Here is a 12802-nt window from a genome sequence, read left to right as displayed (position 1 = left end):
CGCCCGCCCCGTTCCGCTCGGCCGCGAGGTCGTCCTGCTCGTTCCGCCCGATGGCGGTGTCGTTCCGCTCGGTGGCGAGGTCGTTCCGCTGGTTCATGCCGCGACCCTCACCGGGCGGGCGGTGAGCCGGACCATCCGGTCGGCGACGGCCTGCGGCTCCGGGTGGTGGAGTTCGTCGACGATCGCGCCGCCGGCCAGGAACAGCACCCGGTCGGCGAACGAGGCCGCCACCGGGTCGTGGGTCACCATGACCACCGTCGCGCCCAGGTCGTCCACGGCGCGCCGCAGCAGGCCCAGCACCTCGTGCGCGGTGGTGGTGTCCAGCGCGCCGGTCGGCTCGTCGGCGAACACCACGTCCGGGCTGGTGATCAGCGCGCGGGCGATCGCCACCCGCTGCTGCTGGCCGCCGGAGAGCTGGCCGGGCCGCCGCTTGGCGTGCTCGCCCAGCCCGACCTGGGCCAGCAGCTCGCGGGCGCGGGCGCGGTCCTGGCGCTCGCCGGCGAGCCGCTGCGGGAGCAGCACGTTCTGCTCCACCGTCAGCGACGGAAGCAGGTTGAAGGACTGGAAGATGAAGCCGATCCGGCTGCGGCGCAGCTTGGTGAGCCGGTTCTCGCTCAGCCGGGTGATGTCCTCGTCGCCGAGGCGGATCTCCCCCTGGTCGGGCTTGTCCAGGCCCGCCGCGCACTGCAGGAAGGTGGACTTGCCGGAGCCGGACGGGCCCATCACGGCGGTGAAGCTGCCGTGCCCGAGCGCGAGGTCGATCCCGCGCAGCGCGTGCACGGTCTCGCCGCCGCGGCCGTAGGTACGGCGCACCCCGCGCAGCTCGATCGCGGGCCGGACGCTCTGCCCGGCGTACGGGCCGCCGGCGTACGCCCCGCTGGCGTACGGGCCGGCCTCGTACGGCTCGGTCGCGTACGGCTCGGTCGATGGGCGGTCGTGGCGGCGTGCCATGGGGTGGGCCTTCCTTCGGGGATCGTCGCTGGTCGTCGACGTGTTCCACGCTAGGAAGGACCGGGCTCGCGAACCATGGAGGCCGCTGGCGGACCGGGGGTGGGGATATCCCCACCGCCCTCCGGGGGGCAGCAGCGCGCGCGGGCGTCGCGAGCCCGTAACAGGGCAAGGACCCCGGCTCACACCACGTCGGCGGTGATCCCCTGGTAGGCGGCGCGCAGCTCGGCGAGCACGGGGTGGGCCGGGTCGAAGGCGGTGCCGTCGACCGCCGCCAGTGGGCGGACACCGACGCCCGCGTTCACCGCGAACGCGGCCGCGAAGCGGTCCAGCCCGGACGCCTCCACCGGCTCGCGCGACTGCGGCCCGTCGTACGCTCCGGCCAGCAGCGCGGCGGTGACGCCGGGCAGGCTCGGGCCGTCCGGCCAGACCAGTCGGCGGCCGTCGAGGAAGCCGACGTTCCAGGTGGCGCCCTCGGTCACCCGGCCACTGTCCGGGTCGACCAGCAACACGTCGTCGTAGCCGTCGAGTTGGGCCATCCTGCGCTGATGGACCAGGCCGAACAGGCCGACGTGCTTCACCTCCGGCAGCTCCCGACGGTACGCCGCCGTCCGCACCCGCAGTGGGCCGGGCGCGGTCGTCGGGGCCGGGCGGGTGGTGACCAGCAGGCCGGGCCTGGCCGGGCCGCCGGGGCGCTCCAGGCCGAGCTCCGGGTCGTACCCGGTCACCCGGACGATCACCGGCGCACCGTCGGCGGGCAGCACCGCGCGGATCCGCTCCCGCGCCGCCACCCGGTCCAACTCGGCGGCGAACAGCGTCCGGCCGTCCCGGACCAGCCGGTCCAGGTGCAGTTCCAGGCCCCGGACCCGGCCCGCCTCGGCGCGCAGGGTCGTGAAGTGCCCGTAGTTCAGCAGCCCCAGTGCGGCCAGCCGCGCCGGGTCGGCCGGCGCGCCGTCGATCTCGATCTCAGCCATCCCCCGAGTCTGCCAGTCCCGGTACCGCCACCGGGGCCGTCGGCGGGTACTGCGGGCCGACCACCGGGCGGCCCGCCGCCCGGGCCGACTGCTCGAACTGCTCGATCTTGTACGCCAGCCCCTCCGGTTCCCCGGCGTCCGACCACCGCCACGCCTCCGCCCACCACTGCGGGCCGCGCACCAGCGGCCGGCCCTCGAGCGCCAGGTGCAGTGCCAGCGTCGACCGCGCGTACTCGCGCACCCAGCCGTCGGCGGCCCGATAGTCGGGCGTCTCGCCCAACCGCAGCCAGCGGCCCTCGCGGCCGGCCGCGAGCATCGGCACCCAGCCCCGCGCCCGGTCCGCGACCAGCAGGTGCAGCCAGCCGTCCTCCTCGCGCACCTGGTAGCGCGGGAGTTGAGGCATCCGGGCCAGGGCCAGCGAGCGCTTCCAGCCGACCACCCAGAGGCCGCGGCGCAGGTAGTAGCGGACGGAGTGCGGCCAGGTCCAGTGCGTCTCCAGCCGGAAGCCGGGCAGGCCCTCCGCGACGGCCGCCGCGTACACCTCCTCCAGCGCCCCGGCGGCCAGGCCGCGGCCGCGCGCCTCGGGGATCACGTAGAGAGAGGAGACGGCGAGTTGGCCCGGCCCCCTGGTCCAGTTGTCCACAGCCACCGTGCCGGCCACGGCACCGCCCTCGTCCAGCACCCAGTAGCGGCGCCGGTACAACTCGCCGCCGGGCCACTCCCGGCCGCTCTCGCCCAGCTGTTCGCGCCACCGCCGCTCGGCCTCCGGCGCCAGCCCGTCCGGGGCCACCCGCTCCCCCAGCCCACCCTCCACCAGGGACGCCAAGTCCCAGAGCGCGAACCGCTGTTCGTCCCCCACGGCGACCGCCCTCAGCCGCGGCCCCGCCGCCAGCCGGTCCTGCGCCCGCTCCACCGCCGCATCCCACGACCTCACCACGCGCGCCACGATAGCGGGGCTGCGGGCACTTTCCGTAATCCATCGAACACCGAACGTCAGATCGGATGCGAATCCCGCCGCGCCGTGGCTCGGACCGGAGGTAGGGGAAACCCGACCAGAGGACTCGACCTGACCGTGATGACCACACTGACCTGCGGCGATGCAATGAAGGGGTGACGAATCGGCAAGACCTTCACGGCAGACGGCAGGCACGGGCGTGGTGCGGCGGATGGCTCCTCGCAGCCGGCTGGGCCGGGGCGTTCCCGCTCCTCTCCGACCTCGGCCCGCACCGCGCCTGGGGCGGCTGCGCCGCCGTCGGCTACCTGCTGGCGGCGCTCGCCGCCCTCCTGCCGCCGCGCCGGGGCCGGCGGCTGTCCGTCGCCCTCGCCCTCGCCGGGGCGGTCGCCGTGCCCCTGGTCGCACTGGTCCTGACCGGCCGGGGACAGAGCGAGGTCGGGGTGATCGAACGCTCCGGGGCACTGCTGCTGCACACCGGCACGCCGTACCTCGCCGAACCGCGGACGGTCGCCGAATACACGCCGTACCTGCCGGGGATGGCGCTCCTCGGACTGCCCCGGGCCCTGCTGGACGGCCTGCCGGCGGCCTGGTCCGGCGGCCTTCCCGCGGCCCCGGCCCGGCTGGTGGGCGACGCGCGGCTCTGGTGCGCGGCCGTGTTCCTGGCCTGCCTGCTGCGCTCCGCACCCGCCGGGCGCCGGACCGCCCTGGCCGCGCTGGCCGCCTCACCGGTGGTCGCGCTGCCGCTCTGTGTCAGCGGCGTCGACCTGCCGATGACCGGCCTCTGCTGGCTCGCCCTCACCCTCGCCGCCCGGCAACGGCCCGTCACCGCCGGGCTGGCCCTCGCCGCCGCCTGTTCCCTCAAGTGGACGGCCTGGCCGGCCGTCGCCGTGGTCACCGCCCTGCTGGCCGCCACCGCCGGACGGCGCCCCGCCCTGCGTGCCGCCGCCGTCGCGGTCGGCGGCACGGCCCTGCTGATCCTGCCCGGCGCGGTGCGCTCGCCCCGGCCGATGCTCCAGCAGGTCTTCGCCTTCCCCACCGGGCGCGGCGACCTGCCCACTCCCGCCGCCAGCCCCCTGCCCGGACGGCTGCTCGCCGACCTCGGCCCGCCCGGCTGGTACGCCGCCGTCGGCCTGCTGCTGCTCGCCGCCCTCGCCCTCGCGGCCTCCCTGCTCACCCACCCGCCCCGGCACGCGGCGGCCGCCGCCGACCGGCTCGCCCTCGGGCTCGCCCTGGCCTTCCTGCTCGCCCCCGCCGGGCGGTTCGGCTACCTCGCGCTGCCGCTCGTCCTCGTTCTGCTCCCCCGGCTCCCGCTGCTCCTCCCTCCGACGCCGAACCCGACGCCGACGCCGAACCCGAACCCGAACCCGAACCGAGGTCTCAGCCGCCCATGGGCACCACACTCATCGTCACCAACGACTTCCCGCCCCGCCAGGGCGGCATCGAAACCTTCGTCCACGCCCTGGCCACCCGCCTGCCCGGCTCCGACGTCGTGGTCTACACCTCCGCCGAACCGGGCGCGGACCGCCACGACGCCGCTCTCCCCTTCCCGGTGATCCGCGACCAGGCCCGCACCCTGCTGCCCACCACCCGGGCCACCCGCCGCGCCGCCGAGATCGCCCGTGCCCACGGCTGCGACCGGGTCTGGTTCGGCGCCGCCGCCCCGCTCGCCGCGATGACCCCCGGCCTGCTCCGCCAGGCCGACGGCATCCGCCGCACCGTCGCCACCACCCACGGCCACGAGATCTGGTGGGCCCGCACCCCCGGCGCCCGCCGTCTGCTGCGCCGGATCGGCCGCAGCGTCGACGTCGTCACCTACCTCGGCGAGTACACCCGTGCCCGGATCACCCCCGCCCTCGGCCCGGACGCCCGGCTGGCGCGCCTGGTGCCGGGCGTGGACCCGGACCGCTTCCGGCCCGCCGAGGACGGCGCGCGCCGGGCCCGGTCCGGGCCGGTGATCCTCTGCGTGGCCCGTCTCGTCCCGCGCAAGGGGCAGGACGTGCTGATCCGCGTCCTGCCCGCGATCCGCCGGGCCGTCCCCGGCGCCACCCTCGTGCTCGTCGGCCAGGGCCCGGACGAGGACCGCCTGCGCGCCCTCGCCCACCGGTGCACCGAACCGGGCACCGTCGAATTCACCGGCGGCCTCGACCACGCGGCCACCGCGGCCCATTACGCCGCTGCCGACGTCTTCGCCATGCCCTGTCGCACCCGCCGCGCCGGCCTCGAAGCCGAAGGCCTCGGCATCGTCTACCTCGAAGCGGCCGCCGCCGGACTCCCGGTCGTCGCCGGCCGCTCCGGTGGCGCCCCGACACCGTCCTCGACGGCGTCACCGGCACCGTCGTCAACGGCCGCGACCCCGCCGGCGTGGCCGCCGCCCTCACCCGCCTCCTCCTCGCCCCGGCGGCCGACCGCGCCCGCATGGGCGCCGCCGGCCGCCACTGGGCCACCACCCACTGGACCTGGGACGCCTCCGCCCACCGTCTCGCCCACCTCCTCGACCCCGCCCACCCAGTTCCCGCCCACCCGGTTCCCGCCCGCCCCGTTCCCGCCCGCCCCGTTCCCGACGCCCTCGCCGAGCCCTCCTGACACCCCCCGATGCTGTCAACCAGGCTTCACCCGAGGGGAGTTCGAACCCGAGGTCCATCCCCCACCGGCCCGCGGACGACCTCTCCTCCGGGGAGTGAAAGCGATGGGCAGGGCCGCGAAACGGCGATGCCGCCCCGCCGACCGCGTGCGCCCGCCAGGTGCGCCGCCAGCGCACGAAATCCCGAACGCGCAAGGGGCGCAACCCTTTTTCATCATATGAATATTTGCCTTCCGGTTTTCAATCCGACCGGATCACGGAAACCCGAGGAGTACAGCGGAAATCACGAGGAGGTGGGCACGATGCTGGACGTCGAACGATTGCTGGCCGACTGCCTCCAGGACGTTCGCGGCCTTCCGCGGGGAACGGTACCGGTCGATTCCGCGGGCCCCGAATACGAGGCCGCGCGCCGCACCTTCCTGACCGCCGGGCTGTCCGCGCTGCGCGACGACAGGCCGGAGGACGGCTGGGTCCAGATCAACCTCACGCCGGGACCGGCCACTTGGCACCGGACCTACCGCGCCGTCGCGGACACGGCCCGCGACCTGATCGCCGACGGCTCGGCCCGCTCCTTCTTCTTCATGCACAAACCGCCAGGACTGCGGGTACGGTTCGAGGCCGGCCGTTCGGACACCGAGGAACTGCGCGAGGAACTCGTGCGCCGTTTCCGCGAGGTGGACGGACGGTCGCGGCCGCCGCGGTGCGGAAGGTACGAGCCGGAGACCTATCTCTTCGGCGGCCCGCGGTCGATGCGACACGTCCACGACCTGTTCACCGTCGACTCCCTGGCCTGGCTCGATCACCACGACGCCCTCGCCGCGCCGGGCCGACCGGAGACGGTCGCGGAGTGGCGGTTCTCCCTGTACCTCCTCGGTGAACTCCTCGACGGCCTCGGCATCGTCGGCTGGGAGCACCGCGGGGTCTGGCAGGTGCTGCGGGACGACGTCGGGCGCAACCTGGGCACCGACCCGGACGACGACGCCCGGCGCGCCGCCGACCTGTTCGCCCAGTTCGCCGACCACGCCCGGCGGGACGACCGGCGGGCGGCGCACGCGCCCTACTCGCCGCGGAGGTGGGCGAGGACGGCGAGGACGCGGCGGTTGCCCTCGGTGGGGTCGAGGTCGAGCTTCATGAAGATGTTGCCGCAGTGCTTGACCACCGAGGCCTCGGTGATGGTGAGCCGGGCGGCGACGGCCTGGTTGTTGAGGCCTTCGGCCATGAGGGTCAGGACTTCGCGTTCGCGGGGGGTGAGGCGGGTGAGCGGGCGGTCGGCGGACTGCCGGCGCATCAGGACGCGGACCACGTCGGGGTCGATGACGGTCTCGCCGGCGGCGACCCTGCGCAGGGCGTCGAGGAAGTCGGCGACCTCGCCGACCCGGTCCTTCAGGAGGTAGCCGAGGCCGGCGGGCTGGGCGCCGGCGGCGGCGAGCAGGCGGGTGGCGTACGGGGTGGCGACGTACTGGGAGAGCACCAGGACGGGCAGGCCGGGGTGGCGTTCACGCAGGTCGAGGGCGGCGCGCAGGCCCTCGTCGGAGAAGTCGGGCGGCATCCGGACGTCCGTGATGACGGCGTCGGGCCGTTCCGCGTCGACGGCGGCGGCGAGGGCGCGGGCGTCGCCGACGGCGGCGGTCACCCGGTGGCCGCCGAGGGTGAGCAGCTCGACGAGTCCGGCACGCAGCAGGACGGCGTCCTCGGCGATCACGACCCGGAGCACGGGACCTCCAGCCGCAGTGTGGTCGGGCCGCCCGTCGGGCTCGTCACCATCAGCCGTCCTTTCAGGAGTGCCACCCGGTCGGCGAGTCCCCGCAGTCCGGCCCCGGCGGCCGGGTCGGCCCCGCCGTGGCCGTCGTCGGTCACCTGGAGCACCAGGCGGCCGTCGGCGACGCTCCCGCGGACGGTGATCGCGGTGGCGCCGCTGTGCTTGGCGGCGTTGGTGAGCGCCTCGGTGACGGTGAAGTAGGCGGTCGTCTCGACCGGCGCGGGCAGCCGGCCCGGGAGGTCGAGGTCGGCCTCGACCGGGATGGGGTGGCGCAGCGCGACCTCGGCGACGGCGGCGGCGAGGCCGTGGTCGGTGAGGACCTGGGGGTGGATGCCCCGGACCAGGCCGCGCAGTTGCTCCAGGGCCTGCCGGGCCTCGCCCCGGGCCCGGGCGACCAGCGCCGCGGCCTGGGCCACGGCCGGGTCGGCAGCCGCATCGGCAGCCGGGTCGACGGAGGGATCGGCCGGGTCGGCTTCGCGCAGGCGGCCGCGCAGCGCGTGGTCGGCGAGGCCGAGGGTCATGCTGAGCGCGACGAGCTGCTGTTGGGCGCCGTCGTGCAGGTCGCGTTCGATGCGGCGGCGTTCGGCCTCGAAGGCGTCGGCCAGCCGGGCCCGGGAGCGGGTGAGTTCGAGGACCTGCCGGCCGGGGTCCTCGTCGCGGGGCCCGAGCAGGAGCCGGGCGAGTGCCACGTGGGCGGTGGTCAGCAGGGCACCGGAGTAGGCGCAGAGGAGCAGTCCGGCCAGCCCGGCGGCGGTGAACGGCAGTGCGGCGAGCGGCCCGGACACCACCCGCCCGGGAATGATCATGACGGTCTCGGGGGCGAGCGCCCAGACGATCGCCGGGGAGACGACCAGGGCGCCGGCGAACAGCAGCACGGCGGTGAAGCCGAGCGCGGCGGCGGCGAGGACGGTCGCGGTGAGCGCGGTGTGGGCGAGTTCGCGCCAGGTGGCGCGCTCGCGCAGGCGGGTCCGCAGCCGGGCGCGGCGGCCGGCTCCGGGCAGCGGGCGGTGCGGGTCGGGGACCGGCACCGGTTCGACCAGCCGCAGCCGCCGCCGTTCGACGGCGGCCACCGGGACGCCCGCGAGGGCCAGGGCGAGGAGGACCAGCAGTCCGACGCCGACCACGGACAGCCCCAGGCCGACCGCCAGCAGCGCCGCCAGGACGACCAGCAGCAGCGGTCCGAGCAGCGCGCCGCCGAGCAGGTACGCCCAGCAGCGCGGCACCCACCGGGTGAACGGGAAGCGCAGCGGGTGGGCGCGCAGCGCGGCCCAGACGGCCACCGGCGGCTGCTCCTCCTCGTTCACCCGGTCACTCTAACGAACCGTCTGACCAGGCCTCGGAACGGCAGCGGCGGTACTGGCGGCAGCGACCGCCGGGCGGGGTCCGGGGCGGGGGCGGGTCAGGACGACGGCGGCGATCACCAGCACTCCGCCCACCAGGGCGTTCCAGCCGACCGGTTCGGCGAGGAAGGCCGCACCGAGGGCGGTGGACCACAGCGGCATGACATAGGTGACGGCGGAGGCCACCGCGGTGCCGGCCGTGCGGACCAGGCCGAGGTTGAGCAGGTACGCGAGGCCGGTGCCGACCGCGCCCAGCACCAGCAGGGCGCCGGCCGCGCCCGCGCCCGGCCAGTGCGGGGCGCCCGCGGCGAACGGCGCGATGAAGGCCAACTCGACCGTGGCGCAGGCGATCTGGACGGCGGAGAGGGTGACCACCGACTCCGGCCGGCCGGAGAGGAAGCGGCGCAGGTAGGCGAAGCCCGCGCCGTAGCAGCAGGCGGCAACCAGACAGGCGAGGCCGCCGGCGGCCTCGCCGGAGCCGATGCCGCGCCAGACCCCGAGGACGGTGAGCACGCCGACGAAGCCGAGGGCGAGTCCGGAGAGCCGGCGCGCGCCCGGGCGGCGCTCCGCGGGGACGGTGAGGACGGCGAACAGCAGGGTGAACAGCGGGGTGGTCGCGTTCATCACCCCGGCGAGGACGGAGCTGACCCGGGTCTCACCGAACGAGAACAGGGTGAACGGCACGGTGTTGAGGAGCACCGCCAGCACCGCCGAGTGCCCCCAGAGCGCGCGGTCGCGGGGAGCGCGCTCGCCACGCAGGACGAGGATCGTCCACAGCGTGACCGCCCCGAGGACGCAGCGCCAGAGCGCCACCCAGAGCGGCGGCACCCCCGCCTCCACCGCCACCTTGATCAGCGCGAAGCTCGCGCCCCAGATCGCCGACAACGCCACGAAGCCCGGCAACCAGCGCCGCACCCCGACCACCTCCCCGTTCGTCCCGCCCCGTCCCGTTCCGTACCGTTCCGGGGCTGTTCCAGGCGTGCGCCCGGTCCGTTCCGTCTGTGTCGTCTGTGTCGTCTGTGTCGTCTGTGTCGTCTGGACAGAGTCTGGCCCGGCGGCGGACCATGAGTCCAACAAGTGGCAGTGCCGGAAGGATGAGGAAGTCTCATGGCCTCGGAGGTCAACCTGGCCCAGCTGAGGGCCCTGGTCGCGGTCGCCGACGCCGGCGGGTTCGGCGCGGCCGCCGACGACCTGGGCATCAGCCAGTCCGCCGTCTCGCACGCCGTCGCCGCGCTGGAGCGCGTCCTCGGCGCGCCCGTCCTGCTGCGCGGCAACCCGGCCCGGCCCACCCCGCTGGGCGAGCAGATCCTCCCGCACGCCCGCACCGCCGTCGCCTCCGCCGCCGCCGTACGCACCATCGCCACCCGGCACTCCGGCGGCCCCACCGGCACCGTCCGGCTCGCCGCGCCGACCACCGTGTGCCAGGCACTGCTGCCCGGGCTGCTCCGGGACTGGAAGGACGCCTACCCGCAGGTCACCGTCCGGGTCTTCGAGGGCGAGGACGCCGAACTGACCGCCTGGCTGGAGGCGGGCACCGTCGACGCCGCAGTCCTGGTCGACGCGGGCCCGCTCCCGCCCGGGGCGGTCGCGCTCGGCGCCGACTCCATGCACGCGCTGCTGCGCCGCGACCACCCGCTCGCCGGGCAGGAGACCATCCACGTCGCCGAGCTGGAGGACGACGACTTCCTGCTCTCCGAGGGCGGCTGCGAACGCCACATCCGCGAGGCCTACCGCCGGGCCGGCACCCGCTTCACGCCCCGGCACCGCATCCGCGACCTCAACACGCTCATCGGGATGGTGCACGCGGGCGTCGGGGTCTCGGTGATGCCCGCGCTGGCGCTGACCATGGTCCCGGCCGACTGCGTCCTCGTCCCGATCCGGCCCGCCGTCCACCGCACGCTCACGCTCACCGGGCCGACCAGCCGGCCGTGGTCGCCGGCGGTCGGCGGGCTGCTGGCGGCGGTGGGGGCGGCGCAGGGGGTCGGGGCCGAGGTCGGGTCCGGGGCCGTGCGCGGGGTCGGGGCGGCGGCGGGCGGCTGACGGCGCTTTTCGGCGTTCCGTCCCGGAGCTCACCACCACGGCCCTGACCTGGCGCGATGCGCCCGACGGAGGTCGCGTAGATTCGGGGCCGGGCTGACGGGGCGTCCGGTGAGGAGGAGCGGGTGGAGCGGGGGCAGGGGCGGGTCCGGGCGATCCGGGCCATCGGCGCGCCGAGGCCGTTACCATCGCCTCTATGCCGCCGCAGGACCACCCCGACCACGACGAGGAGGTGCCGGCGCACCCTCGACGGGGGGTGCTGAGGTGTGGTATACCACCATCGCCCCAGCCAGCCAGCCAGCCAGCCAGCCAGCCAGCCAGCCAGCCAGCCAGCCAGCCAGCCAGCCAGCCAGCCAGCCAGCCAGCCAGCCAGCCAGCCAGCTCCGCCACGCCTCGCTGCACGTCACCGCGCCGGCACCGCGCCCCCTCCGGATGCGCCGAGGTGCTGTTCGCCGTCCGCTCGGCCGCCGCGCTACACCGGCTCCTCGACCTGCTGCCCGTCTTCGAGGGTGACGACCGGGTCCGCTGCCGGTTCACCCTCGTCCCCGGGTCGGAGTTCGGCACCGACGCGCTCGCGGCCGTCGACACCGCCGGAGCCCGGTGCATCCCGTGGGACGAGGCCGTCGCCGCCCGGCACGACCTGATCCTCACCGCGAGCCCCAAGGGCGACCTCGGCGACCTGCGCGGCCACCAGGTGCTGCTGCCGCACGGCGCGGGCTTCAACAAGGCACTGCCCGAGGAGGGTTCGCCGGGACTGCCGTCCGGTCTCGACCCCGCGTTCCTGCTCCGCGGCGGCCACCCGACCGCCACCCTGCACGCCCTCGCCCACCCCGCCCAGGTCGAGCGGCTGGCCGCCCGGCTCCCCTCCGCCCGGCATCACGCCTTCGTCGCCGGCGACCCGACGCTCGACCGGATCCTGGAGTCGCTGGACCGCCGCGACGCCATCCGCTCCGCACTCGGCACGGGCGGGCGACGGCTGGTGGTGCTCTCCTCGACCTGGGGCCCGCAGTCGCTGCTCGCCCGCCGGCCCGACCTGCCCGCCGAACTCGCCGCCCGTCTGCCGTACGACGGGTACCAGCTGGCCCTGATCGTGCACCCCAACGAGTACAGCCGCACCGGCGCCTTCGACCTCGCCCGCCGCCTGCGGCCCGCCCTGGACGCCGGTCTGGTACTCGCCGCTCCGTACCAGGAGTGGGCGGCGCTGCTGGTCGCCTGCGACGTCGTCGTCACCGACCACGGGTCGGTGGCGCTCTACGCCGCCGCCCTCGACCGGCCCGTGGTCGCCGGTTGCGACGGCGCGGGCGAACTCGTCCCCGGCAGCCCGATGGCGCACCTGCTCGCCGCCGTCCCCCGCCTGGACGTCGACACGGCCCCGACCGCCCTCGCCGAACCGGCCGGGCCCCCGCGCACCCGCCGCTTCGCCGACCAGGCCTTCGCCCTCACCGGGGAGTCCCTGGACACCCTGCGCCCGGAGCTCTACAAGCTCCTCGGGCTCGTCCCGCCGCCCCACCCCGTCCAGCCCCGGCCGCTGCCGGTACCGACGCCCGAGCGGGCCCCGCACGCCCCGGCCGCGTTCGCCGTCCGGGCCGGGGTCGGGAACGGGCGGATCACCGTGGACCGGCTCCCGCCCTGGACGGACCTGCCCTTCCACCACCGCACCGCCGAACACGGCCGCGCCGGAACACGCCAACTCCAGAGCGCCGCACTGCTCTACCGCCGCGCCGACCGCCCAGCCCCCTCGCCGGGCTGGCACCACGAGTACCGGACGGCCGCCGACTGGACGGCCGAGGCCTTCGACGAGTACCCGAACTGCCGGACGGCGGCGGTGGTCCTCTCCCCCACCCTGTGCCTCCTGCGCCGCGACGCCGGTGTCCCCTTCACCGCCCGCATCGAGCCCGCCCGCACCGGCACCCGCACCCGCCTCACCGACCCCGCCGCCGCGCTCTCCGCCGTCCACACCTGGCTCGCCACCCACCCCGGCCCGGACCACCCCCTCCCCGCCACCCTCACCGCCCTCCTCGGCGGCACCGCCCACCGCGTCCGCCTGCAACCCGCCACGGCGGCGGAGCTGGACCACCCGGCCTGAGCCCCACGCTCACCAGACCCGCGCCATCGGGACTATCACGATCTAGGTGTACGGCACCCGGTTGGCCTAGCTGTTGATCTTCCTGGTGGGCGTAGGCCGGATGGTCTACGCCCGTCCGGCTG

The 12802-nt window shown here is 75.9% G+C and carries 9 protein-coding genes and 2 pseudogenes; 5 read left to right on the top strand and 6 right to left on the bottom strand.

Translation table 11 applies throughout. The features are described 5' to 3' along the window. Positions 1 to 93: 93 nt before the first annotated feature. From P3T27_RS38460 to P3T27_RS38450, 3 genes are all read right to left on the bottom strand, one after another. Complete coding sequence (locus P3T27_RS38460; RefSeq protein WP_280685991.1) at positions 94 to 951, bottom strand: ABC transporter ATP-binding protein; 858 nt, start codon at positions 949 to 951, stop codon at positions 94 to 96. A 179-nt stretch (positions 952 to 1130) separates the two neighbouring features. Continuing rightward, complete coding sequence (locus P3T27_RS38455) at positions 1131 to 1922, bottom strand: aminotransferase class IV (protein ID WP_280685990.1); 792 nt, start codon at positions 1920 to 1922, stop codon at positions 1131 to 1133. Further along, entirely contained in the window at positions 1915 to 2859 is a 945-nt protein-coding gene (locus tag P3T27_RS38450) for a GNAT family N-acetyltransferase (protein ID WP_280685989.1), read from the bottom strand. Before P3T27_RS38450 ends, P3T27_RS38455 begins: the two co-directional genes overlap by 8 nt. A gap of 173 nt (positions 2860 to 3032) precedes the next feature. Between P3T27_RS38450 and P3T27_RS38445 the strand changes: the two genes are divergently transcribed. The 3 genes and pseudogenes from P3T27_RS38445 to P3T27_RS38435 form a co-directional block, all read left to right on the top strand. Continuing rightward, the gene (locus P3T27_RS38445; RefSeq protein ID WP_280685988.1) at positions 3033 to 4430 is read left to right on the top strand and encodes a glycosyltransferase 87 family protein; all 1398 of its coding nucleotides are present in this window, start codon (positions 3033 to 3035) and stop codon (positions 4428 to 4430) included. Continuing rightward, a pseudogene (locus P3T27_RS38440) lies at positions 4316 to 5460 on the top strand (glycosyltransferase family 4 protein). The gene P3T27_RS38445 and the pseudogene P3T27_RS38440 overlap by 115 nt, the downstream one beginning before the upstream one ends. A 9-nt stretch (positions 5461 to 5469) precedes the next feature. Then, positions 5470 to 6492: pseudogene (locus tag P3T27_RS38435) on the top strand (thiopeptide-type bacteriocin biosynthesis protein); the annotation flags it as partial. A 23-nt stretch (positions 6493 to 6515) separates the two neighbouring features. On the opposite strand, the gene P3T27_RS38430 reads toward P3T27_RS38435, so the two are convergent. Genes P3T27_RS38430 through P3T27_RS38420 form a run of 3 tightly spaced genes read right to left on the bottom strand, consistent with a single transcriptional unit; the run spans position 6516 to position 9472 of the window. Next, positions 6516 to 7172: a response regulator transcription factor gene (locus tag P3T27_RS38430; protein WP_280685987.1), complete on the bottom strand. Its 657-nt coding sequence runs from the start codon at positions 7170 to 7172 to the stop codon at positions 6516 to 6518. After that, complete coding sequence (locus tag P3T27_RS38425) at positions 7157 to 8521, bottom strand: sensor histidine kinase (protein WP_280685986.1); 1365 nt, start codon at positions 8519 to 8521, stop codon at positions 7157 to 7159. Before P3T27_RS38425 ends, P3T27_RS38430 begins: the two co-directional genes overlap by 16 nt. 9 nt (positions 8522 to 8530) lie before the next feature. Continuing rightward, complete coding sequence (locus P3T27_RS38420) at positions 8531 to 9472, bottom strand: DMT family transporter (protein WP_280685985.1); 942 nt, start codon at positions 9470 to 9472, stop codon at positions 8531 to 8533. 192 nt (positions 9473 to 9664) lie between these two features. Here P3T27_RS38420 and P3T27_RS38415 point away from each other — a divergent pair, with 192 nt between their 5' ends. Together P3T27_RS38415 and P3T27_RS38410 are read left to right on the top strand one after the other, a co-directional pair. After that, positions 9665 to 10597 (top strand): LysR family transcriptional regulator substrate-binding protein, encoded by a 933-nt coding sequence (locus P3T27_RS38415; RefSeq protein ID WP_280685984.1) that lies wholly within the window; start codon positions 9665 to 9667, stop codon positions 10595 to 10597. A 439-nt stretch (positions 10598 to 11036) separates the two neighbouring features. Next, a complete protein-coding gene (locus tag P3T27_RS38410; protein WP_280685983.1) occupies positions 11037 to 12680 on the top strand; it encodes a translation initiation factor 2 in 1644 nt (547 codons plus the stop codon). Positions 12681 to 12802: the final 122 nt, after the last annotated feature.

The sequence above is a fragment of the Kitasatospora sp. MAA19 genome, assembly GCF_029894125.1.
In the GTDB taxonomy this organism is placed as follows: domain Bacteria; phylum Actinomycetota; class Actinomycetes; order Streptomycetales; family Streptomycetaceae; genus Kitasatospora.
The sequence above is the reverse complement of the archived record's forward strand: the minus strand, read 5'-3'. Positions and strand labels throughout refer to the sequence as shown.

Coding starts and splice junctions, on each gene's coding strand:
- P3T27_RS38415 (WP_280685984.1), top strand. CDS start 9,665: ATGGCCTCGGAGGTCAACCTGGCCCAGCTGAGGGCCCTGGTCGCGGTC.
- P3T27_RS38455 (WP_280685990.1), bottom strand. CDS start 1,922: ATGGCTGAGATCGAGATCGACGGCGCGCCGGCCGACCCGGCGCGGCTG.
- P3T27_RS38460 (WP_280685991.1), bottom strand. CDS start 951: ATGGCACGCCGCCACGACCGCCCATCGACCGAGCCGTACGCGACCGAG.